Below are 20,723 nucleotides of genomic sequence, written 5' to 3'. Positions count from 1 at the left end.
CGGGTGTCTTAGCACATCCGTCTTTTCTTTTGGTTCAGACTGCTTCAGCAAATTTTAAGATTCCTGCCACAGTGTAGACACATTTTTTGATTATAATGAATCCGTGCTCATAAAACAGGCATATTACGGGGGAAGTAACAATATAATAATAAAGCCGGGAGTCGGGACTTTGCGTCCCGAGAGTATGAATAATGGAAATGGAGGTATCTACTATGCAGCAGAGAAATGAGTCAAATTACCCAGAAGTGATATCAATGGAAGAATACCTTACCAAGAGACAAAAAATAAGGGAAAAAGAACAAAAGGGACGGAAAAAGGGCGCAGAAAAAGAACGCTCTGCGTGGATGCTGGCACAGCTTTATGTGTGATATTAAGAAGGCCCGTCTTCACCGCCGCCGTCACCTTTCGTGATCTTGTATACGAGGGTATAGGCGTACAGAAGAACTGGCAGCAGGACCGTGCACACAACAGATGCCTTTAAAAGGCCCATTGTCTCCGAGCGGTCCAGAAGGGCGAATATAAGCGTGCTCATGTACATGCCGGCAAGCAGTACCGCGCCGGCCAGCGCTGTGATACGTTTCAGCTTTTTCATCAGAATCATCCTTTACATCTAATCAAGTCTTTAGTATATTATATAAAGAGCAAGATAAAATTGCAAATGAATACAGAAGGAGTATGTAATATGAGTCGTACATTATTAGAACAGTGGAGAGATACAGCCTATAATGAGCAGGCGGACAGAGGAGAACTGCAGAAGTTCTGGGCAGCGTATTTCCAGATCGAGAAGGAAATATATGAACAGCTTCTTGAGCAGCCTGATGTAGAAGTAAAGGGAACGGTTAAGGAGCTCGCCGAAAAGTATGGCCAGGAAGTCTTTACAATGGCCGGCTTCCTCGACGGTATCAACGACAGTCTGAAGGAACCCAATCCTATCGATACGATGGAAGAGGATACGGTGGTAAGCCTTGCATTTGATAAAGAAAAGCTTTATAAGAATATGGTGGCGGCCAAGGCTGACTGGTTATATGAGCTGCCGCAGTGGAAGGATATATATACAGAGGATGAGCTGAAAGCTCTGTACAAGGAACAGAAACAGTCCGGTACGGTCAGGAAAGAGAAAGAACCGGGACGCAATGACCCATGTCCGTGCGGTTCCGGCAAGAAATATAAGAAATGCTGTGGAAGATAGCGCTGCCAGCGGCAGGAGCTGTCTGCCTGTCATACTACGGGGCAGTCAGCATACGTCTGCGCCGGTGGAACTCTACTTTCGCAAGATTCTGGCTGGCGGCAGGGCTTGCCTGCGGGGCGCTCTGGGAGCTGTTTCAGCTTCGCCCGGAACTGGCCGGAAGCCCGCTGTGGAAACTGCTCTGGATTCCGGCGGCAGTGTTTGCTGCTGTTGAAATACGCATTGCGGCGGGAATGGTTTCCACGGAAGAAAAAGACATACCGTACCTCATTGTACTCGGCGCACAGGTAAAGGGGACGAAGATCACGGATTCTCTCAGAAGGAGGCTTAAGCGTTCGGCCGCGTATTTATCTGAAAATCCGGGCACTAAGGTGATCGTTTCCGGAGGGCAGGGTCCGGGAGAAGACATAGCGGAGGCGGAGGCGATGGCCGATTTTCTGGCAGACTGCGGTATCAAAAGAAGCAGGATACTGCTGGAGGACCGATCAAAGTCTACAGAGGAAAATCTCAGGTTTTCGGCTGCGTATCTGCCGGACATGACTGTGAAGGTGGGGATCGTATCCAACAATTTTCACATGTACCGCGCGTGCTGTTATGCCGGAAGAACCGGGTATAAAAATGTGTGCCGCATTCCGTCAGACTGCAGTCCGCTGCTGTTTGCAAATTATATGGTGCGGGAATTCTTTGCTGTGTGCAGATTGTGGCTGCCATGCTGACACCGGCAGCAGATATGAGTATTTATTGTACATAAACAGTTCCGCACAATATAAACTTTTGATTTAACAATAGTAATATGCTATATTATAGTATATTGCTATTTTTTTCTATTTTTTGAAATAAATTTGGTCAGGGAGGAAAACCATGAAAAGAAGAATTGCTTGTGCATGTATCATAGCTCTGGCGACGGGCCTGGCGGCAGGCTGCGCCGGAAAGACCGGCGGGGGTACGGATTCGGACAATCCTACTGTGATAGAGATAGAGACGTACTACAACGGGGCGGCCAAGATCGCGCTCGATGAGCTGGTGGAAGAGTTCAACAACACAGTCGGAGACGAAAAGGGAATATTCGTCAAGGCGAGCAGCAGCGGAGATATGAGCGAGCTTTTCCAGAATCTGAACGATGAGCTGGAGAAAGACGCGAAGGACAGAGATCTGCCGGATATCTTCAGCTGTTATGGGTCAAATGCTCTGGAATTTGAGGAGGAAGGTCTTCTGGCTGATCTGGATGATTACTTTACAAAGGATGAACTGAGTGAATATGTAGACGAGTATATCGAGGAAGGAAGAGTGGGAAAGGATAACGCCCTCGTCGTCTTTCCGATAGCGAAATCAACGGAAGTGATGACGATCAACAAGACGGACTGGGATAAGTTTGCGGTGGATACCGGCGCAGACTTAAGACAGCTTTCGACGTGGGAAGGCCTGACAGATACGGCGGAGGCATATTTTGAATGGTCCGGTGGAAAAGCACTTTTCGGGCGGGATGCATTTGCCAACTATATGCTTGCAGGCGCGCATCAGCTCGGAGAAGACATGTTTGATATAAAAGACACGGATGTCAGCATCAGCATGGACAAGGATATGATGAAAAAGCTTTGGGATAACTATTATGTTCCGTATGTCAAAGGATATTTTACCAGTATCGGAAGATACCGCTCTGATGACATGAAGACGGGCGATCTCATTGTCGCCATCGGTTCCTCTTCCGGCGGTTCTTATTATGCGCAGGAGGTCACCGTGGGAGATGATGATCCGTATCCGATCGAGACGATGGTCATGCCGGTGCCTAATTTTGAAGGGACAGACCCGGTGGTGACACAGCAGGGGGCAGGCATGGCAGTTGTAAAGACAGATAAGGAGAAAGAGGCGGCCGCGGCCGAATTCCTGAAATGGTTTACAGATGTGGATGCAAACAGCAGGTTCAGTATGGCCTCGTCTTATCTGCCGGTCAAAAAAAGCTCCAATGATATGGAATCTCTGGAAAAGATCGTTGAGAAAAATAAGATTGAATGGAATGATATCGTCCGGGATACGATAGAAGTGGGCTTTGAAGAGTGCAATACATATGAGTTATATACGATGACTCCGTTTAAGGGAAGTGACAATTGCCGTCATATTGTCGAAGATTCCCTGCAGAACAAGGCGGCGGCAGACCGGGAGACGGCAAAAGGGCTGATGGAGACAGGAAAGACACTTGAGGAAGCTGTCTCGGGATTGGTGACGGAAGAGAACTTTGAGACGTGGTATAATGAACTGAGTACACAGTTGAGGGAAGCTGTTCAAAGTTAGGAAGTCGTAATGATGAATATAAAAAGAATTTCGATCCGGAAAAAACTGCTTGCCGTTATGCTGCTCGTGGTCATGCTGCAGGGGATACTCTGCTTTTCAGCGCTAACATTTAACGGTGGTTTTGAATATCTGAAAAAGAGTGTCTGCACAAGCTTTTCCAATACAACGCTCGCCAGAAAAAATGCGATCGAGAACCTTATGTTCAATAAATGGTCGAATCTGGAAGAGTATCAGGAGAAAGTACAGGCCTCGGTCAGCGCGAAACTGGCTGAAGAAGGAAAAGACCTCTCGGATCTTGCGTTGGATAAAGAATTGAATAACGGCCTGCTGCTGGATGTGACGGAGGATATGATCGATATGCTCCGTTACAATTCCACCACGGAGGTATACATAGTGCTGGGCGGATATGGAGACCGGGACGCACAGGAACACTGCGGTCTGCTCATCCGTAATCTGGATCAGGGGACCAACGCCAATTCCAAGGGATTTCTGCTGGAGACCGGCTCCTCCGAGATATCAAAAAAATACGGGATTCCAATGGATTCATATTGGTCTTCCCGTTTTGTCTTCCGTGATATGGCGGACCGTACATGGTACGACAAGCCGGCTGCGGCAGGTGAAAAGTACACGGATAAATCAGGTTCAGAGCTCGGGTACTGGTCCGGTTTCTTCCGGTGGTCACCGGAGGATATCAAAGTGATGTCCTATTCTGTACCGCTTGTTAAGGACGGGACGGTCTACGGAGTCATGGGAATTACCGTGTCCGAGGATTATCTGGAATCGATGCTGTCTCCCCAGGAACTGGATGCCGGGAATACCGGTTCGTTTGTACTTGCGAGGACGACGGACGGGAAATCGTATGAGTCAATATTTTCCACCGGCATTGTCGCAAAGGAGCTGGCGGCGGATGATAACAAGATCACGTTTAAAAATGAACCGGCTAACGGCAAAGTGTATCAGCTGGAAGATGCAGAGGGGAATTACGGCAATGTGCAGAATATTGATATGTACAGGAGGACCTCGCCTTTCAGCAGGGAGAAGTGGGCGGTCATAGGCGTGCTTCCTGACAGTACGCTGTTCCGTTCGACAGACCGGCTCCATATGACGGTGATGGTAGCATTTGCGGCTTCCATTCTGCTCGGCGTTGCCGGCGCTGTGGTCGGCAGTTACTTCTTCACCCGGCCGATCGAGCAGATGGTGGATGAGATACGGAGCAAGGACGTCAACGAAGAGTTGAAATTTAAGTCGTCCAATGTGCGGGAGATCGTCGCGCTGGAAAATGCCATCGCCTCGCTCAATGCCAATGTCAGACAGAACGCGTCGAAAGTGTCACAGATCATCGAACTGGTGAACCTGCCGCTCGGTGTTGTGGAATATCAAAGAGATGCGGAAAAAGTGTTCTGTACGAAAAAAGTCATCAAGATGTTCATGATGGATAAAAAATATTACAGCCGGGGATATCTGGACCGGAAATACTTTGAGGATTACCTGAGTGAGGCGGGGCTTGACGTTCTGCTTGAGAGATCAGGGGAAAAGGATTACCAGATCGCCCATACGATCCAGCAGAGATGGGTGCATCTGAAGTCACTTGCGGACGAGGACAAGACGCTCATCACGGTTCTGGATATCACGAAAGATATCTATGAGAGGCAGAAGATAGAGTACGAGAGAGATTACGATATTCTGACGCATCTTCTGAACCGGAGGGCATTTAACCGGCGTATGAAGCAGGTGCTGCAGGAAGGCAGCCGCCTGACGCTGGGCGCAATGATCATGTGGGACCTTGACAACCTGAAATATGTCAACGATACGTACGGCCATGACTATGGGGACCAGTATATTCAGAGGGCTGCTATTGTCTTCGGAGGTTTGGCCAGAGACGGAGGTATCGTCGGCCGTATCTCGGGGGATGAGTTTCTGGCCTTTGTCCCGGAATGCGGGAGCAGGGAACGTCTTCTGGAAAAAGTAGAAGAGATCAAGCGGCAGCTGAACAATACAAGAGTTGTCATGCCCGACGGAGAGTCTATTGCCGTGCGCGCTTCCGGCGGCATCGCGTGGTATCCGGATGACGGCAGAAGTCTGGATGAGCTGAGAAAATACGCGGATTTCGCCATGTATGACACGAAGAACAGCTACAAAGGAGAATTTAAGGAGTTTGATAAGAAAGCATATGAGAAGGATGCATTTCTTCTGCAGGGCAGGGAGCAGCTCAACAAACTGATCGAGGATGAGATGGTCAACTATGCGTTCCAGCCGATCGTAAGCACGATCGACGGTTCTATATTCGCATATGAGGCGCTCATGCGCCCTATGATGGAGAATCTGTCATCTCCGGCGGATGTCATGCGGCTTGCGATCGCCCAGTCGAGGCTTCCGGACATCGAGAAGCTTACGTTCCGCAGAGCGCTGGAGGATTACGCGTCACAGAGGGACGCATTCGGTGACAGAAAGCTTTTCATCAACTCGATACCGAACCAGATTCTTTCAGAGGAATTGATGTACGGTCTGTTCGAGCGTTATCAGATAGGAGCCGGTATGCTCGTAGTGGAAATGATAGAAAGCGAGCAGACAGACATCGGTATCATGGAAGATAAGATCCAGATGCTGAAGGAATTCCAGGCAGAGCTTGCGGTAGATGATTTTGGCGCGGGTTACAGCTCAGAGTCGACGCTGCTCTATATGCAGCCTGACTATGTCAAGATCGATATGAGTATCGTTAGAGACATCCACAAGGATAAAGACAGGCAGGCGCTGGCGGTGAGCACGCTGAATTACGCGAGACCGAGAGGAATAAAGGTGATTGCTGAGGGCGTGGAGACGGCCGCGGAGATGGAGACGCTCATATCACTTGGGATCGATTATCTCCAGGGGTTCTACGTCGCCAGGCCGGACGTGACCGTGCGCGGGATCGACGGGAAGGTCGTGAAAGAGATCAGGGAAATGAGGAAGAAGGCTGAGGACGGCGGCAGCCATAGACTGTGAACGGAAGGTGGATAAAATGAATACAGCAGAACCATACAGACATAAAGTACAGTATTATGAGACAGACCAGATGGGGATCGTACACCATTCCAATTATATCCGCTGGTTTGAAGAAGCCAGAACGGATCTGATGGCACAGATGGGAATGGGTTATGAAGAGATGGAAAAGCGGGGGATCATGAGTCCGGTCCTTTCGGTGGAGGCAGATTACCTGCGCATGGTACATTTCGGGGATACAGTGGCCATAAATGCGTATATTAAGGAATATAACGGTATCAAGATGACGATCGTGTATGAGGTGGTGGACGAAAAGACGGAGATGGTCCACTGCCGCGGGCTTACCAGGCACTGCTTCATCAATGAGTCAGGCAAGCCGGTCTCTTTAAAGCAGTGCTGCCTGGAGTTCCACGATGTGTTTGCCAAAGGACTGTGCGATCATAAAAATAAACAATAAAATGAAAAAAGAATATTATGTTCTTAAAATGCAGATACTACTTCTGATATCAAACTAAGGAGGTAGGATCATGCCAGAATTAAAATGTACCGTACAGACCTGTACACACAATAAGAACTTTTACTGCGATCTTGAAAAGATCCAGGTAGGAGGAAACACAGCAAAGCGTGCGGAGGAGACTTGCTGCGACAGCTTCGAAGAGCGTAAAGGCGACTCTTACAGCAATGTCAGCCAGAACAACGCATCAGCCTGCAGCTGTATCGACTGCAAGGCAACAGACTGTATGTATAACGAAGAATGCAAATGCCACGCGGGTAAGATCAGTGTGGAAGGCAGCAATGCCTGTAAGTGCGACCAGACTGAATGTGCGACATTCAAGTGTGGATGCTAGAAAAAAAGAGCTGCCGCATCTGCGATCAAATAATCGTAAGTGCGGCAGCACTTTTTTATACATAAATGCCGGGGGGCAGATCAGGCGGAAAGCTCCGCAATAAATAGCGCGGTCAGTTTGCATCTTGAAAATAAAGTCTCGATGAGCATGTATTCACCGTCTGTATGTTCCAGGCTTCCGACAGGACCGAGAGAGTCAATGGTAGGAATTCTTTCGGCTGAAGTATAGTTGCCGTCGCTGCCGCCGCCGCAGTATGTTTCACTTACCGTAATGCCAAGCTTCCGGGCGGCGGCAGTGAGCGTACGGTAAAGAGCTGCGTTGCCCGGCGTCTTTTCAATCGGCGGCCGGTACATCACCTTTTTCAGTGTGCTTTTTGTGCCGGGTACATAAGAGGTATCTGCGATCTTCTGCATCTTTTCCATAAGTTCCAGACCGTCCTGGTGTGATCTGGCGCGGAGGTCGATCTCCATAAAGACATGCTCGGGAATGATGTTGCTTCTCGTGCCGCCGTTTATGACGCCGACGCTGACGGATCTGCCGAGGCTTAAGTCGGTCAGACCGTGGAATGCCAGGATCTTATGTGCCGCCTCATCGATGGCGTGGATCCCGTCGAGCGGACATGCCCCTGCATGTGCGGGCTTACCCTCTATATCCAGGTTGAAGATGCCGCCACCCTGCCGTTCGATCACAACGTGATCATCCGGCATACCCGGTTCCATGACAAGCACCATATCGCTTTTTTTGCATTCTTCGATAATATATTTCTCGGAAGTCTCACTGCCGCGTTCCTCATCACTGTTGAACAGTATTTTCAATTCACCGTAATCGGTAAACCCGGCTTCTTCGAGCGCTTTTAACGCGTAGAGCAGACAGACGATTCCCGCCTGCATATCGCATACGCCCGGCCCGTAGGCTCTGTCACCTTTTATGCAAAACGGCCGTTTTCGTGCAGTACCCTCGTCAAAAACAGTGTCCATATGGCCAAGGAACATTATTTTTTTCGTCCCGTTTCCCTTTCTGCAGGCAAGCAGATGCGGAGCGTATTTTCCGCCCGGCAGCATCTGCACATCAAATTTGAGCGGTATGAGGATCTCGGAGATGAATCCGGCTACCTTCTCCACTCCGGCTGTCGTGTATGAGCCGCTGTCGGTGTTGACCAGCTTTTCCAGAAGCAGGATCATATCGCTTCGGCTGCTGTCAATATACTTTGTGATACTGTCCTGGATCATAAGACATCCTCCTTTCTGCCTGCCAGGCGGTACATTGCGCCGGCATAGATTTTTGCGGAAAGAATCAGATCTTCCACTGAGATGTATTCGTCCGGGCAGTGTGCCAGTTCAGCTTTCCCGGGAAAGACAGGACCGAACGCCACGGAATTTGGCATGCTCCTGGCGTATGTGCCGCCGCCGACAGCAATGGGGACAGAGCCGTCGGGACAGTAACTGTGATAGACGGACAGAAGCGTCTGAACGATATGACTGTCCGCGTCCGCGTATAACGGTTCGCTGTTCAGGTCGATGACGGCGCGAAGGCCCGCGTCTGCGGCAGCTTTGGTAAGCCGCTGCCAGATATGTGTACCGGTGTAAGTGACCGGATAGCGGATGTTCAGCTTAAGCGCCGCAGAGTGTGTATCCATGGTGAGGACTCCGGCGTTTAACACAAGCTTTCCGGACGGCTCGTCACTCAGGCTGCCGAACATACTGCGGCCGTCGGTCTCACTGCCGATATGTGACATATAAAAATCTAGGAAATCCTTCTGAAAAGAATTTTCTGTCATGACAGGAGCGAGCACATTCATCATGACGGATATTGCGTTCACCCCATTTTCGGGCGTACTTCCGTGCGCAGTTTTCCCCGCTGTTCTTACCGTGATCAGAGAGCCGCTGACGGTGACTTCCGCTTCCCCGGCGGAGTCCGCGGCAGCTTTGAGCTGACGGACAAAGGCGGCATCCGGCTCTGGCAGAGCGATCTCCGCCCGGCATTCGTCCGGCACCATATTCGCCCTGCGGCCGCCGGACAGGCTTCGTATATACGGTATACCTTCCGGGAGCGTTCCTTCTTTTGCAAGTGTGGCGAAGAGGATTCCTTTTTCGGCGTAAATGACCGGGAATTCTGCATCCGGGGAGAACCCGGCGGACGGGATTTCTTCCTGCTCTTTATAGTGGTCCATACAGGCCCAGTCATTTTCTTCATCTGTGCCGAAGATGATCCGTATCCTTGAGGAGAGCGTAAGAGAGCTCTCCATGATCGCTTTCAGTGCAAAGATAGAAGCGGCGGCGGGGCCTTTGTCATCAACCGTCCCCCGTCCATAGATCTTCCCGTCTTCCATGAGTCCGCCAAAGGGCGGGTGTGTCCATCCGTCCCCCGCCGGTACGACATCCAGATGTACAAGGACGCCGCACAGTTCTTCTCCGCTGCCGGTCTCGGCCCATCCTGCATAACCTCCACAGTTTTTCGTGCGCATCCCGAGAGAGCGGCAGAGCGCCAGCGTCTCGTCGAGACACTCCCCGATGGGACGCCCGAACGGCATCTGCGGCAGGGGCGTATCCTTGACGCTTGGAATGCGGACGAGATTCCTGGTGCAGCGGACAATATCTTCCCGGTATTTCTCGATCAGTTTGTCTAACACATATTCCATGGTGATCCCTCTCTAACTATGTGCATTCAGTTCAGTCACAGGTATGTATCCGCCTTTATAACCGAAATGATCGAATGCTTTCTGGAAGACAGATACAGCGTCTCCTTCCAGCCACTTCGGGTTGCACGGCACGCCTACGAAGGCCACATCCATGCCGGGCTCCAGATCCGCGTTAGTAAGCGGCGTTCCGTCTGACCGGAAGACACAGAGCGCGTCGGGTGTTACGCAGCGCACGCCGCCGTCCTGGTCAAAGGCAAGGATATTTTCATTTTCAATCATGATCTTAATGCTTTTCCCTGTATAGCTGCCCGTTCCTTCGATGATCTCGTAACCCCAGTCGTGGCTGTTTTCCGTTTTCATATTGAGTTCGGTAAGCTTTCCCTCGATGATCTCGATACCTCCGGTGGCCCGGGCGATACATTCCACCGGGCGCCCGCCCGCGGCGATCCCGAGGCGCACGGCTTCTCCGATGGAGCGGGCCAGTTCATATGAGCCTGCCACAAGCGCTTTTTTGGCGGCAGCTCCGTCCATGATATAGTTGGCTACGCCGGCGGAGCCGCCGAATACGTTTACGATAGGACGCCCGATCAGCTCACAGTCACTGCTGTCCTCATAGTAGAGAACAGCGCTCAGGTTCTCTTCATTCGCCATTGCAAAAGGGGCGGAGCGGATCTTATGTATTTCCGGCATGATCATGAATGACTCAGGGACCGCGCGTCCCACACCGTCGGCATTGATGACTTTGATCCCGGTGTAACATGCCGTGTATACGGGAGGCATAAAATTGCCTCCGCCTACTTCAAAGGCGGCTACATAGTCGATCTTCCTGCCGGTCACGGCCTCCAGCCGTTTCAGCGCGTGGACGCACGCGATACAGTCGAATCCCCGTTCCTTTGTGGCTGCGGGGGAACCCATGCCGGATATGATGGCTACATTCGCGTCGTCCGGCACTTCATCCAGTCCGGCAAATTCTACTTCTTCGGTGAGCGCGAGGATGTCTTCAAGCAGACGGTAGCTCGTTTTGACGTCCCCGCCTCCACCGCTGCCGAGAATGATTGCTCCGCTCGTCATATCATATAATTGTTCTCTGTTCATTTTTACTGACATATCAAGTCCTCCTTATATACAGATGATCTAACAATCTTTTCCGTGATTTTTATTAAACAGCTTCACACAGACGATCTGCATGATAAATGCGGCCACGAAAGAGTCGATCGCTGGAATGGTGGTGATCTCAAACAGCGCGAATCCCGGGGATGTCTGTGTTGTCATAAAGCCTATGGCAGCTGCGATGAGATAGGCGGCCATACTCTCGATACGCACCTTTTTCAGCTTATTCAGCCGGTCAAAGCTGTAGAATTTCCTGCACAGATAGAAGTCGGCCAGATAACATCCTCCGAGAGGAGGCGTAAAGATCCCGAGCACGGAAAAAAACGGGATCATCATGTTGGACAGGCCGATCACAGCAAATATAGTGCCGGAGACGCCGGTAAATATGGCGAGTTTGTATTTCGGCATCTTCTCAAATACGACGGAGAGGCCGAGGGAACCGCTGTATACGTTATTGTCATTGGATGTCCACTGCGCAAGTACGAGGACGACCATGGCAAGGACGCCCCAGCCGAGTCCGATCATGACAGTGACGATGTTGGCGTCGCCTACTGCTTTGGCGCAGGCGGCGGCTATCACGATCGTGATGCCGTAACCGATGACAAGCCCGATGACCATGGCCTTCACCGTATCTTTAAAGTTTTTCGCATAACGCAGGATATCCGGACTTCCCACCGCTCCGGCGGCAAACGAACCTATGACAAGGGAGATGCCGGTTCCAAGCGACATGGGATTTGTGATAAACGAGGTGTTTAGGTCGGCGTAAGTATGGCCTTTCAGTACCATGACAAGCGACGACACCATCAGGATGGCAATGGCCGGAATCGCGACCCAGCTAAGCTTTTCAATGGATTTAAAGCCGAAAATGGCTGAGGTCGTCATCAGAAGGCCGCCGATCACAATGATCACTTTTACTGTAAAGGGAGAGAGGGCGCTGCCGGTCATAAGCCGGAACATCTGACCGATCGTATCTCCGAACAGTCCGGCCTGTACGCCGAACCAGCCCCAGGCGCAGCCTGCATAGAGGAGGCCGACGAGGGCCGCTCCCCTGAGGCCGAATGTAAACTTTCCTATCATACTCGTTGAGAGTCCGGTATACATGGCGGGCTCCGCGCAGAGACAGGCCATGGCCGCCAGGATGAGGGCTCCGACGAGAACGGCGATGATAGATTCGTTCAGTGTGAGGCCGGTGGCAAGGCTGCCTCCGAGTGTGAAAGCGGATATACTGATGGCGCAGCCGATGTATACGACGGCGCTGCTCGCCCATCCGCGTTTCTTATCTTCAGGTACCGGCTTGCGCGCAAAGTCATCGTCTCCGCCGGCGTATGCTTTTTCTTCGAGAAATTTCCAAAATGATGCCATATGATTTCCTCCTTACTCATTCGTGATCTCATTCCTATTTGATCAGTTGATCCATTTCATTGTTGACGAGATGGGCGGTGCTGTTGTTTAGTCCGAGAGTGACAAAGCTCTCCAGCATCTTAAGCCCGGTCGACAGCGGCTCCAGCACGGTGATGCGGCATCCGCGCCGGCAGAGCCCGGCCCTTAAGTCATCGATGATGTAGGACATGGCCGTGCATCCCAGTATGAGACAGTCACAGTCATACCGGCAGGCAGATTCCTCTGCAAAGCCGGCCAGACGTTCAAGCAGCTTTTCCTTGTCGTGAAGCTCAAGCACATCCAGATCTGTAAAATCCCGGCGTACGATACTGTCTTTAAATTCCGGGTTATTTTCGATGACCTTGTTGAGCAGAAACGTACCTGCCGGGTCTTCTTTGCCCGGAATCATGACGGCAAAGCGTTTGCCGCATCCGAGAGCAGCCATCATGGCGGACCGGAAACCACCGAAGACGGGTACGTGTACCAGTTCCCGCGCCATATCCACGGCCGGATCTGCGAAACAGTTGATAAATATACCATCAGCCCCTTCTTTCTCCGCCGTTACCGCCGCTTCTGCGATTCCGGGACTGTTGTAGCCGATGCGGGTGATCGTGTTCAGCGCCTCAAATCCTTTTTTCAGGAAACTTACCGACACCTCGGTCTCCGGATTCAGTGTTCGCAGTGCAAGTGGGATCCCTTCGTTCGCCTTGCGGGTGGCAGGAGTATCCGCCACCGGGAGTATTAACTTTAGTTTCATCATTTCACCTCCTGAATGAATATTGTCTGTTTATTCACCATGCTTTTGTATATTGTCAGTATTCTACCACCTGCATTTCTGCCTGAAAGTAGCCTGCACTACAAAACAGAAGAAAATTTTTTGGATTGGCATATATAAGCATGGGTGGTATAATTAAGATGGTTTCTTAATGGGGGTGGTTAAAATAACAACATTAAAACAGACCATGGCCGATTTTGACGTCCTTTTACCGGAGTATGAATCGCCATGGCTATTTTTTTCAAAGAAAATGCCATCTTTACTGGAGGATATCCAGTCAAAGATGGAACTATGTACATGCAGGAAAAATACGATTTTATTTACGCAGGGTGAGGACAATCCGGACGTCTATATCGTAAGGACCGGTGTCGTGCGTATTCTGACAGGCGATGAAAACGGAAGTGAAAAGCATCTCATGATAGCGGGCCCGGGAAGCCTGCTTGGGAATCTGTCGAGCCTTGACGGATATCCTTCCCTTTTTACCGCTTCTACGGCGGAAGAATGCTGCAGTCTCTATCGCACGACGGGACAGATATTTTCCAGGATGACAGCGGAGATACCAGGATTCAAGGATTTTCTCATACAGGATCTCTGCGCCAAGATGAGGATACTGGCGGGGAATATATCTTCCCTTTCTTTCCAGACTGCGGATACGAGGATCGTGCGGGCATTTTTGTATCTGATCCGGGAGAGCGGTTCCCCGTGCAGCAGAGGGATCAAGATCAATATTCCATTCACGCACCAGGAGATGGCGGACCTCGTCTATTCAAACCGCGTGACGGTATCACGCTTTTTCAGCAGGCTGAAAAAGGAAGGTGTCATAGAGAAGGTCAACCGCTATTATTACATACTTGATGTCGACTACTTTTACAATTATATGAACCGGCTAAGCGGTCCGCATGATGAGAGCATAGTGTGAGAAGCCGCAGAGTATTTTCGGCCAAAATAGAGAGAAGGAAAAGACGGCGGAAAACCGCGTATAAGACGGTGACAGACTTATACGCGGTTTTCCGCCGTCCTGTGCTTTTGATCGTAATATGTTTATTCCAGTTCCCAGTCTTCTTTGATGAGGTACTCTTTCAGCGCCTTTATATCTTTGACAATGAGATACCCGTTTTCTTTTTCTATCAAGCCCTTATTTGTAAGTGACAGGAATATGTTTGACACTGATACACGGGACAGGCCGGTCTGGTAGGCCATCTCCTGATGGGTGAATTTGATGTTCAGTTTGTAGGAACCTTCCTTTGTCTGGACACCATACAGCTGAATAAGGCTCAGGAGTGAGTGGTAGACACGGTAACTGGAGTCATTAAAACTCATCTGTTCTAATAGACTTGTTATGAGACGAGTCTTCAGCGAGAGCGCCTTTAACAGCGTCATGCTGAAATCCGGGTTCTTGTATATCTCTTCGATGAACCGTTTTTTGGGGATGAGATACAAGGTTGTCTTTGTACATGTTGTGGCGGTGCAGTAGTTGGCGAGCCGGTCGAGACAGGCAAGTTCACCGAAGCAGGTGCCTTTGTCGGCGATATAGATGCTGCGCCGCCTGCCGTTTATTCCATACAGGTCAAGCACGACGCGGCCTTCTTTGACGAGATAGACATAGGGAGTTTCATCGCCCTGCCGGTAAATGACGGCGTCCCGGGCGTAAGTTTTGACGGTGGAATCCTTAAGGATCGATTCCCAGTCTTCATCATCCATACTCAGCCACGGGGACATATAAGGCGCGATCAGATCAGAAGAATTATTTTTGGGCATCAGCAGCACACTCCTTTTAACTGTAATAAAGTCGAAAAATAATAAAATATTCCGACGATTAAAGTTTGTTAAATAATAAATTATAAAATTACGGCTGTTTGTAAAATAGTTTACAGAAAAATTATAGCATGATTACTATAATTGTCAATAAGAATCAATTAATACAATTGACAGATAATTGAACAGGAAAGGAGATGAAAACATGGCAGAGATTGACCGGCATTCTTTTATCTGCGGTATGATCGCGGCTTTCGGTGAATGCGTAGCCCAGGAGGTGAAAAAGATAGCATTCAGTCCTCCGTTTCCCCCTTCTGATCTGAAACATTTGGAGGCAGAGGCTGAACGGATCATGAGAGAACAGGGCTTATCTTTCTGTCTGGAGAAAAATCCGGATATTCCAGAGGATAAACGAGTGTACTGGTGGGTCCTGTACAAATTCCCGGAAGTTCAAAGCGCATATGCGCGGCTGAGAGAAAAGGGATACAACCCGGCGTGGGAATTTGAAGAGTTCAAAGACTTGTTAAGCTATGGAATGGCGTGGGGGGACGGATATGAACAGGTAGTCCCCCGGATAAGAAAAGAAACAAGCCCCATGGATCCGGTGACGCGGATTTTGTTTCCGGACGATGGATGGCCGATCGAAAAAATGTATAAGGAGGTTTGAGTATGAACTCATACGGTTTTATTGAGACAAAAGGATTTGTTGGCAGTGTGGAGGCGGCAGACGCGATGGTGAAAGCGGCCAACGTGGAAGTGGCCGGAAAGATGGAGATTGGCGGAGGATACATAACAATTGCCATCAAAGGTGATGTAGGAGCGGTGAAAGCAGCTGTTGACGCGGGAGCCGAGGCGGCGCAGAGAGTCGGGGAGCTTGTGAGCGCCCACGTGATTCCAAGGCCGAACGAAGGCCTGCTCGATCTGTTCCTCGAAAAAGAGGAGGCGTAGGCAGCCGCATGATACGGCAGCAGGAAAGGAGTTGTAACGATTGAAGAAATTTTATACAGCAGCAGATGTTAATTTTAGTGCCTCCAAAGGAGAACAGGTGATATATATCAATCCGGGTGACGTGGTGACGTCCATTGCGAGGGAGGAGGCCGAAAAAAAGGGGATACGCTTTGCAGCGGGAGAAGCTGCGGCAGCGCCTGCGGGTATCCCGCAGCCGGCGGCCGTCCGTCCGGCGCCGGCACCGGCAGCCGCGCCTGTATATCAGCCGGCACCGGCCGCAGCTCCGGCGGCATCCTATTCTTACCCTCAGGTTAAGGCACTGCCTTATAAGGGGCTGTTGAGCGAGGCGGAGATCGACCGGTGGAGGGAAGATTTCCCGATCCTGAGATCAGTGGCCCATCTCGGGAACTGCTCCCAGAGCGCACAGTCAAAGCAGGTGCTCGCCGGGATACAGAGATATCTGGACAACTGGGGCAGCGTGGGCATGGACTGGGATTCCTGGATGGAGGAGATCGATCTTGCGAAAGCAGAGTTTGCCAAACTGATAGGCGCCGAGCCGGATGAGATCGCCATTGCTTCTTCCGTGTCAGACCTTGTAAGCTCTGTCGCCAATTCACTGGACTACACAGGCAGGCGGAAAAAAGTAGTGGTGACGGATATGGAATTTCCGACGGTGGATTACATATGGCTCGCCAACCAGAGACATGGGGCCAAGGTAGACTTTGTCTCTGTTAATGAGAATCATGAAATAGATATAAATGAATATGAAAGATACATAGACGAGGATACGCTTCTGACATCCATAACCCAGGTGTATTACCTGAACGGATTTAAACAGGATATAAAAGCGATCGCAGACATTGCCCACAGGAAGGGCTCCCTCATACTCGTGGACGCGTACCAGTGCCTCGGGACAGAGCCGCTGAATGTAAAAGAGATGAATATCGACATTCTCGTGTCAGGATGTCTGAAATATCTGTTTGGCATTCCGGGCGTGGCGTTCATGTATGTAAATAAGAATCTCATACAGGAACTGAAGCCGTCCGTGACCGGATGGTTCGGCCAGACGAATCCGTTCCTCTTCCAGACGAGATATCTTGACTGGGCCAACAAGACGAGCCGGTTCGACACAGGAACGCCGCCTGTACTGACCGCTTATGCGGCAAGGGCGGGGCTTGAGATCATCAACGAGGTCACAGTGCCCAAGATCAAGGACAGGATCGACATGCTGAGCGCGCATGCGCTGAACGGCGTGGCGGCGAGAGGGCTTAAGACGATCAGCCCGTTTGATGTGAGCAAAAAAGGCGGCACGACCGCAATTGTGTGCTGCGACAAGGTAGATTCCCATACAATGGAAAAACTGTTGAGAGACAGAAACGTTATCGGTTCAGGCAGAGGCGACGTAATAAGGATCGCGCCTCATTTCTACACGAAGCCGGAAGAGATAGACTACGCTCTGGATTGTATCAAGGACATTCTGGAAGGAAGGTAGGTGCGTCGCATGTACATCTGCAAGGTACAGGGAAAATGTGTTTCCACGATCAAAGATGAGCATCTGAAAGGCTGCAGCCTGATCACGATGCAGCGTCTGAACAAGACGAAAGGTCCGGTGGGCGAGATGCTTGTGGCCGTTGACACGATCGGGTGCAGCGTAGGTGAGACTGTGCTTGTGACGAGAGGATCCGGCGCACGTGCCGTACTCGGCGCGGAGAGTCCGGCCGATATGGTCGTTGTGGGAATCGTAGACACTTATGACTGTAATTGAGAAATAGGAGGAAAGAATATATGAAATCAAAAGGATTTATAGAGACAAGAGGTCTCGTGGCAGCAATTGAGGCGGCTGACGCAATGGTGAAAGCGGCGAACGTGACGTTGGCCGGCAGGAAGATGATCGGCGGCGGACTCGTGACCGTCATCATCGAGGGCGACGTAGGAGCCGTTAAGGCGGCTGTGGATGCGGGAGCGGCAGCAGCGCAGAAAGTCGGAGAACTGGTGAGCGTTCATGTTATCGCAAGGCCGGATGCCGAGATCGATTCATTCCTGCAGTAAGGCGGGTGTCTTATGGAAGATGTGAAGAAAGAAAACTTAAATCTCAGAACCTTTATCATTGTTGACAATATGCAGCCTCAGTATGCGGCCGTCACAGGGACCGTGTCCAAAGGAGACATACCGCTTGCCGGGATGAGCGAGCTGTACATTGAACTGGCGCCGGGAAGCGGAGTCTACGACCTGCTGAACGCTGCGCTCAAGTCTTCCAATGCAAAGCCGGCGTTCCAGATCGTGGAGAGAGAGTACGGGGAGATCGAGCTGCATTCCTATTCCCCCGAGGATGTCAAACAGGCAGGCGAGGCGGTGCTGGATGCATGCAGTCTCACGGTGCTGGACCGCATGAAGCCGAAGATCGTATCGGAGCAGATCATCTCCAACACGGACGCCTATCAGGCACAGCTCATCAACAGGGATTCCCGGCACGGTTCCATCCTCGTACCGGGGGAGACGCTCTTTATCATGGAAGTGGAGCCTGCGGCTTATATATCCATAGCGGTCAATGAAGCAGAGAAGAACGCTGACATCAAGGTCGTTACCTTTGATCCGGTCGGACGGTTCGGAAGAATGTATATATCCGGGACGGAAAGTGAAGTCAGAAGCGCACGGGATGCTGCGATTGCGGCAATTACAGGTGTGGAAGGAAGAACATAGCTTATGGGAAATGATATATTTGCAGATTACATCCGGAATTTAAAACAGAATAATTCATCTGCCAGTCCAGCCCTTTCATATGCTGTGGACCGGGAACCGGTAAAAACAGACGGGGGCGGCGAGACGTTACACGTCCTCAGGGAGATCAGCCAGAAGCTTTCCGATATGCAGGCATTTCAGGCGCCGCCGGCGGGCGGCAGCGCGGACCTTGCGGTCAAAGGCGGAATGGTGGTACTGCCCGGCAACGGCATTTTTAAAGCCGACGTCTTTATCAAGGACGGCCGGATCCTGTCCCTGGGCCAGGGAGAGGGCATCCGTGCGGCAAAGACGGTGGATGCGTCAGGGAAATATGTCTGCCCCGGCCTGATCGATCCCCACGTACATCTCGGCCTGTTTGCGCCGATGGAGACGGATATGGCATCAGAGACAAAGGCTGCCGTTATGGGCGGGATCACTACGACCGGCGTATTCTTCGGCGGCGCGGCTTCCCACTTTTCCACCTTTCCGGAGATCGAGGAGCAGGCCGGAAGATGTTCCTATACGGATATCATTCCGCACCTCGTCATAGGAAATGAAGAACAGATGCGGGAACTCCCGGATTATGCGCGGTACTTCGGGGTGACATCCTTCAAAGTATATATGAATGGTATACCGGGTATGATCCCGAGCGTGGACGACGGGTTCATCCTCGATGTCATGGAGCAGATGAAGCGCACGGGCAGGCAGTGTATCCTCTGCTGTCATACGGAAAATACGCATATCGTATCGAGGGCTCTGCGTGACGCGAAAGAAAAATACGGTGAGGCCGCAGATGTGAAGGACTGGATGGAAAGCCACCCTGCCATGGCAGAGGAGGAGGCGGCGGTACGTATCTCTTATCTCGCCGAGAAGAGCAGGGTTCCGGTGTATCTCGTGCATATCGGCACGAGGGAAGGAATTGAAAAACTGCGCCAGATCAAACCGTTTAACAAATACGTACATATCGAAACAACGAGTCCATATCTGTCCGTGACAAGTGAACAGTTCGACGGCCCGCTCTACAAGATGGAGCCGCCTCTTCGGAATGCGGAAGACAAAAACGCGCTATGGGAGGCGCTTGACGACGGCGTCATCGATACGATAGGAACAGATAATGTGTGCGAGAACAGGAAGGAAAAACAGCCGGACCGTTCCATATGGGACGTCGTTCCAGGCTACTCCGTAGTGGAGACGCATCTGGCGTCGGTACTGACAGAAGGTGCAGTCAACAGAGGAATCAGTATTGAAACATTAATTACCCATATGACGAGACGTCCGGCGGAGACATTCGGTGTCTATCCGCAGAAAGGGACATTGCTTCCGGGAAGCGATGCGGACCTTGTGGTGATAGATATGAACGAGACGAGGGAAGTACATGCACGGGATCTGCACTCACGCTCAGATTTTTCTATCTTTGAGGGCAGGCGTCTTACCGGGTGGCCGGTGATGACTGTCAAGGGAGGCAGTATCGTGATGGAAAACGGAATGCTCGTAGCAGACGCTCCGTCAGGACATATGGTGAAGCGATAGGAGGTAACTTGACTTGAAAGAAATCAGAATACATGGCAGAGGCGGCATGGGTGCGGTGAAAGCAGCAGAGGCACTTGTGTATGCTGCGGTGATGGATGGGAAATACGGCAATTCGATTCCGTTTTTCGGATTTGAACGCCAGGGAGCGCCGGTAACCGCCTTTGTCAGGATCAGCGAAGAACCCATCCGGCCAAAAAACAGGGTATACCATCCCGATATCATTATTGTGCTGGACCCTACGATCATGAACGCGGTCAATGTGTTTGAAGGTGTCAAAGAGGGCGGTATCCTTGTGCTCAACACGACGCATGACCCAAAAGATATGGATATACCCGGAAACATTGCTTCCGTCACCGTGGTGGACGCTACAAAGATCGCCCTTGATATGATCGGCAGGCCGATCACGAACACGGTTATGCTCGGCGCGTTCTGTCAGGCGACAGGGCTTGTGTCGGTGGACGAGGTGGCGAAAAAAGTGGAAGAACTGTGGGGCACCAAAAATAAAGAAGCTCTGTACAAAGGTTATGAGTCTGCCGTGACGGCGGATATGCGATAAGGGAGGTGCCA

General features: G+C 51.0%; 23 protein-coding genes. 16 read left to right on the top strand and 7 right to left on the bottom strand.

The window, feature by feature from the left end:
• The first annotated feature begins 212 nt into the window (after positions 1-212).
• A complete protein-coding gene (locus tag LAJLEIBI_RS18085) occupies positions 213-368 on the top strand; it encodes a hypothetical protein (protein ID WP_167534339.1) in 156 nt (51 codons plus the stop codon).
• Between the two features lie 2 nt (positions 369-370).
• Here the strand turns inward: LAJLEIBI_RS18085 and LAJLEIBI_RS10015 are convergent, their stop codons facing one another.
• On the bottom strand, positions 371-592 hold the full coding sequence (locus tag LAJLEIBI_RS10015; protein ID WP_040434623.1) for a hypothetical protein: 222 nt from the start codon (positions 590-592) through the stop codon (positions 371-373).
• Positions 593-682: 90 nt separating this feature from the next.
• Here LAJLEIBI_RS10015 and LAJLEIBI_RS10010 point away from each other — a divergent pair, with 90 nt between their 5' ends.
• From LAJLEIBI_RS10010 to LAJLEIBI_RS09985, 6 genes are all read left to right on the top strand, one after another.
• Positions 683-1,189, top strand: coding sequence for an SEC-C metal-binding domain-containing protein (locus LAJLEIBI_RS10010; protein ID WP_006441710.1), 507 nt, complete (start codon positions 683-685; stop codon positions 1,187-1,189).
• A complete protein-coding gene (locus LAJLEIBI_RS10005; protein ID WP_006441709.1) occupies positions 1,174-1,902 on the top strand; it encodes a YdcF family protein in 729 nt (242 codons plus the stop codon). Before LAJLEIBI_RS10010 ends, LAJLEIBI_RS10005 begins: the two co-directional genes overlap by 16 nt.
• Before the next feature lie 145 nt (positions 1,903-2,047).
• On the top strand, positions 2,048-3,475 hold the full coding sequence (locus LAJLEIBI_RS10000; protein WP_006441708.1) for an ABC transporter substrate-binding protein: 1,428 nt from the start codon (positions 2,048-2,050) through the stop codon (positions 3,473-3,475).
• Positions 3,476-3,484: 9 nt separating this feature from the next.
• Positions 3,485-6,457 carry an EAL domain-containing protein gene (locus tag LAJLEIBI_RS09995; RefSeq protein WP_006441707.1) on the top strand — a complete coding sequence of 991 codons (2,973 nt, stop codon included), beginning with the start codon at positions 3,485-3,487 and terminating at the stop codon, positions 6,455-6,457.
• A gap of 16 nt (positions 6,458-6,473) precedes the next feature.
• The gene (locus LAJLEIBI_RS09990) at positions 6,474-6,911 is read left to right on the top strand and encodes an acyl-CoA thioesterase (protein WP_006441706.1); all 438 of its coding nucleotides are present in this window, start codon (positions 6,474-6,476) and stop codon (positions 6,909-6,911) included.
• A 70-nt stretch (positions 6,912-6,981) separates the two neighbouring features.
• Positions 6,982-7,302, top strand: coding sequence for a DUF1540 domain-containing protein (locus LAJLEIBI_RS09985; RefSeq protein WP_006441705.1), 321 nt, complete (start codon positions 6,982-6,984; stop codon positions 7,300-7,302).
• An 80-nt stretch (positions 7,303-7,382) separates the two neighbouring features.
• Here the strand turns inward: LAJLEIBI_RS09985 and LAJLEIBI_RS09980 are convergent, their stop codons facing one another.
• Genes LAJLEIBI_RS09980 through LAJLEIBI_RS09960 form a run of 5 tightly spaced genes read right to left on the bottom strand, consistent with a single transcriptional unit; the run spans position 7,383 to position 13,190 of the window.
• Positions 7,383-8,531, bottom strand: a complete 1,149-nt coding sequence (locus LAJLEIBI_RS09980) for a M20 family metallopeptidase (RefSeq protein WP_006441704.1) — start codon at positions 8,529-8,531, stop codon at positions 7,383-7,385.
• The gene (gene pepV / locus LAJLEIBI_RS09975; RefSeq protein WP_006441703.1) at positions 8,528-9,940 is read right to left on the bottom strand and encodes a dipeptidase PepV; all 1,413 of its coding nucleotides are present in this window, start codon (positions 9,938-9,940) and stop codon (positions 8,528-8,530) included. Before pepV ends, LAJLEIBI_RS09980 begins: the two co-directional genes overlap by 4 nt.
• Before the next feature lie 12 nt (positions 9,941-9,952).
• A complete protein-coding gene (locus tag LAJLEIBI_RS09970; RefSeq protein WP_006441702.1) occupies positions 9,953-11,047 on the bottom strand; it encodes a DUF917 domain-containing protein in 1,095 nt (364 codons plus the stop codon).
• A gap of 27 nt (positions 11,048-11,074) precedes the next feature.
• Complete coding sequence (locus LAJLEIBI_RS09965; RefSeq protein ID WP_006441701.1) at positions 11,075-12,412, bottom strand: cytosine permease; 1,338 nt, start codon at positions 12,410-12,412, stop codon at positions 11,075-11,077.
• A gap of 34 nt (positions 12,413-12,446) precedes the next feature.
• Positions 12,447-13,190, bottom strand: coding sequence for an aspartate/glutamate racemase family protein (locus LAJLEIBI_RS09960; protein WP_006441700.1), 744 nt, complete (start codon positions 13,188-13,190; stop codon positions 12,447-12,449).
• Between the two features lie 265 nt (positions 13,191-13,455).
• Between LAJLEIBI_RS09960 and LAJLEIBI_RS09955 the strand changes: the two genes are divergently transcribed.
• Positions 13,456-14,124, top strand: a complete 669-nt coding sequence (locus tag LAJLEIBI_RS09955; RefSeq protein ID WP_167534338.1) for a Crp/Fnr family transcriptional regulator — start codon at positions 13,456-13,458, stop codon at positions 14,122-14,124.
• Positions 14,125-14,246: 122 nt separating this feature from the next.
• On the opposite strand, the gene LAJLEIBI_RS09950 is transcribed toward LAJLEIBI_RS09955, so the two are convergent.
• Entirely contained in the window at positions 14,247-14,963 is a 717-nt protein-coding gene (locus tag LAJLEIBI_RS09950) for a Crp/Fnr family transcriptional regulator (protein WP_006441698.1), read from the bottom strand.
• A 202-nt stretch (positions 14,964-15,165) separates the two neighbouring features.
• Between LAJLEIBI_RS09950 and LAJLEIBI_RS09945 the strand changes: the two genes are divergently transcribed.
• Genes LAJLEIBI_RS09945 through LAJLEIBI_RS09910 form a run of 8 tightly spaced genes read left to right on the top strand, consistent with a single transcriptional unit; the run spans position 15,166 to position 20,712 of the window.
• On the top strand, positions 15,166-15,627 hold the full coding sequence (locus LAJLEIBI_RS09945; RefSeq protein ID WP_006441697.1) for a hypothetical protein: 462 nt from the start codon (positions 15,166-15,168) through the stop codon (positions 15,625-15,627).
• A 2-nt stretch (positions 15,628-15,629) separates the two neighbouring features.
• Positions 15,630-15,908 carry a BMC domain-containing protein gene (locus tag LAJLEIBI_RS09940; RefSeq protein ID WP_006441696.1) on the top strand — a complete coding sequence of 93 codons (279 nt, stop codon included), beginning with the start codon at positions 15,630-15,632 and terminating at the stop codon, positions 15,906-15,908.
• 40 nt (positions 15,909-15,948) lie between these two features.
• Positions 15,949-17,400 carry an aminotransferase class V-fold PLP-dependent enzyme gene (locus LAJLEIBI_RS09935; RefSeq protein ID WP_006441695.1) on the top strand — a complete coding sequence of 484 codons (1,452 nt, stop codon included), beginning with the start codon at positions 15,949-15,951 and terminating at the stop codon, positions 17,398-17,400.
• Between the two features lie 9 nt (positions 17,401-17,409).
• Positions 17,410-17,673 carry a EutN/CcmL family microcompartment protein gene (locus tag LAJLEIBI_RS09930; protein ID WP_006441694.1) on the top strand — a complete coding sequence of 88 codons (264 nt, stop codon included), beginning with the start codon at positions 17,410-17,412 and terminating at the stop codon, positions 17,671-17,673.
• Positions 17,674-17,693: 20 nt separating this feature from the next.
• Positions 17,694-17,957 carry a BMC domain-containing protein gene (locus tag LAJLEIBI_RS09925; protein WP_006441693.1) on the top strand — a complete coding sequence of 88 codons (264 nt, stop codon included), beginning with the start codon at positions 17,694-17,696 and terminating at the stop codon, positions 17,955-17,957.
• Positions 17,958-17,969: 12 nt separating this feature from the next.
• Positions 17,970-18,608 (top strand): BMC domain-containing protein, encoded by a 639-nt coding sequence (locus LAJLEIBI_RS09920; protein WP_006441692.1) that lies wholly within the window; start codon positions 17,970-17,972, stop codon positions 18,606-18,608.
• 3 nt (positions 18,609-18,611) lie between these two features.
• Positions 18,612-20,156, top strand: coding sequence for a dihydroorotase (locus LAJLEIBI_RS09915; protein ID WP_006441691.1), 1,545 nt, complete (start codon positions 18,612-18,614; stop codon positions 20,154-20,156).
• Between the two features lie 13 nt (positions 20,157-20,169).
• Positions 20,170-20,712 carry a 2-oxoacid:acceptor oxidoreductase family protein gene (locus LAJLEIBI_RS09910; RefSeq protein WP_040434619.1) on the top strand — a complete coding sequence of 181 codons (543 nt, stop codon included), beginning with the start codon at positions 20,170-20,172 and terminating at the stop codon, positions 20,710-20,712.
• The last annotated feature ends 11 nt before the right edge of the window (positions 20,713-20,723 follow it).

It is taken from the genome of [Clostridium] hylemonae DSM 15053, assembly GCF_008281175.1.
In the GTDB taxonomy this organism is placed as follows: Bacteria; Bacillota; Clostridia; order Lachnospirales; family Lachnospiraceae; genus Extibacter; species Extibacter hylemonae.
The sequence above is the reverse complement of the archived record's forward strand: the minus strand, read 5'-3'. Positions and strand labels throughout refer to the sequence as shown.

Coding starts and splice junctions, on each gene's coding strand:
- LAJLEIBI_RS18085 (WP_167534339.1), top strand. CDS start 213: ATGCAGCAGAGAAATGAGTCAAATTACCCAGAAGTGATATCAATGGAA.
- LAJLEIBI_RS10015 (WP_040434623.1), bottom strand. CDS start 592: ATGAAAAAGCTGAAACGTATCACAGCGCTGGCCGGCGCGGTACTGCTT.
- LAJLEIBI_RS10010 (WP_006441710.1), top strand. CDS start 683: ATGAGTCGTACATTATTAGAACAGTGGAGAGATACAGCCTATAATGAG.
- LAJLEIBI_RS10005 (WP_006441709.1), top strand. CDS start 1,174: ATGCTGTGGAAGATAGCGCTGCCAGCGGCAGGAGCTGTCTGCCTGTCA.
- LAJLEIBI_RS10000 (WP_006441708.1), top strand. CDS start 2,048: ATGAAAAGAAGAATTGCTTGTGCATGTATCATAGCTCTGGCGACGGGC.
- LAJLEIBI_RS09995 (WP_006441707.1), top strand. CDS start 3,485: ATGATGAATATAAAAAGAATTTCGATCCGGAAAAAACTGCTTGCCGTT.
- LAJLEIBI_RS09990 (WP_006441706.1), top strand. CDS start 6,474: ATGAATACAGCAGAACCATACAGACATAAAGTACAGTATTATGAGACA.
- LAJLEIBI_RS09985 (WP_006441705.1), top strand. CDS start 6,982: ATGCCAGAATTAAAATGTACCGTACAGACCTGTACACACAATAAGAAC.
- LAJLEIBI_RS09980 (WP_006441704.1), bottom strand. CDS start 8,531: ATGATCCAGGACAGTATCACAAAGTATATTGACAGCAGCCGAAGCGAT.
- pepV (WP_006441703.1), bottom strand. CDS start 9,940: ATGGAATATGTGTTAGACAAACTGATCGAGAAATACCGGGAAGATATT.
- LAJLEIBI_RS09970 (WP_006441702.1), bottom strand. CDS start 11,047: ATGTCAGTAAAAATGAACAGAGAACAATTATATGATATGACGAGCGGA.
- LAJLEIBI_RS09965 (WP_006441701.1), bottom strand. CDS start 12,412: ATGGCATCATTTTGGAAATTTCTCGAAGAAAAAGCATACGCCGGCGGA.
- LAJLEIBI_RS09960 (WP_006441700.1), bottom strand. CDS start 13,190: ATGATGAAACTAAAGTTAATACTCCCGGTGGCGGATACTCCTGCCACC.
- LAJLEIBI_RS09955 (WP_167534338.1), top strand. CDS start 13,456: ATGCCATCTTTACTGGAGGATATCCAGTCAAAGATGGAACTATGTACA.
- LAJLEIBI_RS09950 (WP_006441698.1), bottom strand. CDS start 14,963: ATGCCCAAAAATAATTCTTCTGATCTGATCGCGCCTTATATGTCCCCG.
- LAJLEIBI_RS09945 (WP_006441697.1), top strand. CDS start 15,166: ATGGCAGAGATTGACCGGCATTCTTTTATCTGCGGTATGATCGCGGCT.
- LAJLEIBI_RS09940 (WP_006441696.1), top strand. CDS start 15,630: ATGAACTCATACGGTTTTATTGAGACAAAAGGATTTGTTGGCAGTGTG.
- LAJLEIBI_RS09930 (WP_006441694.1), top strand. CDS start 17,410: ATGTACATCTGCAAGGTACAGGGAAAATGTGTTTCCACGATCAAAGAT.
- LAJLEIBI_RS09925 (WP_006441693.1), top strand. CDS start 17,694: ATGAAATCAAAAGGATTTATAGAGACAAGAGGTCTCGTGGCAGCAATT.
- LAJLEIBI_RS09920 (WP_006441692.1), top strand. CDS start 17,970: ATGGAAGATGTGAAGAAAGAAAACTTAAATCTCAGAACCTTTATCATT.
- LAJLEIBI_RS09915 (WP_006441691.1), top strand. CDS start 18,612: ATGGGAAATGATATATTTGCAGATTACATCCGGAATTTAAAACAGAAT.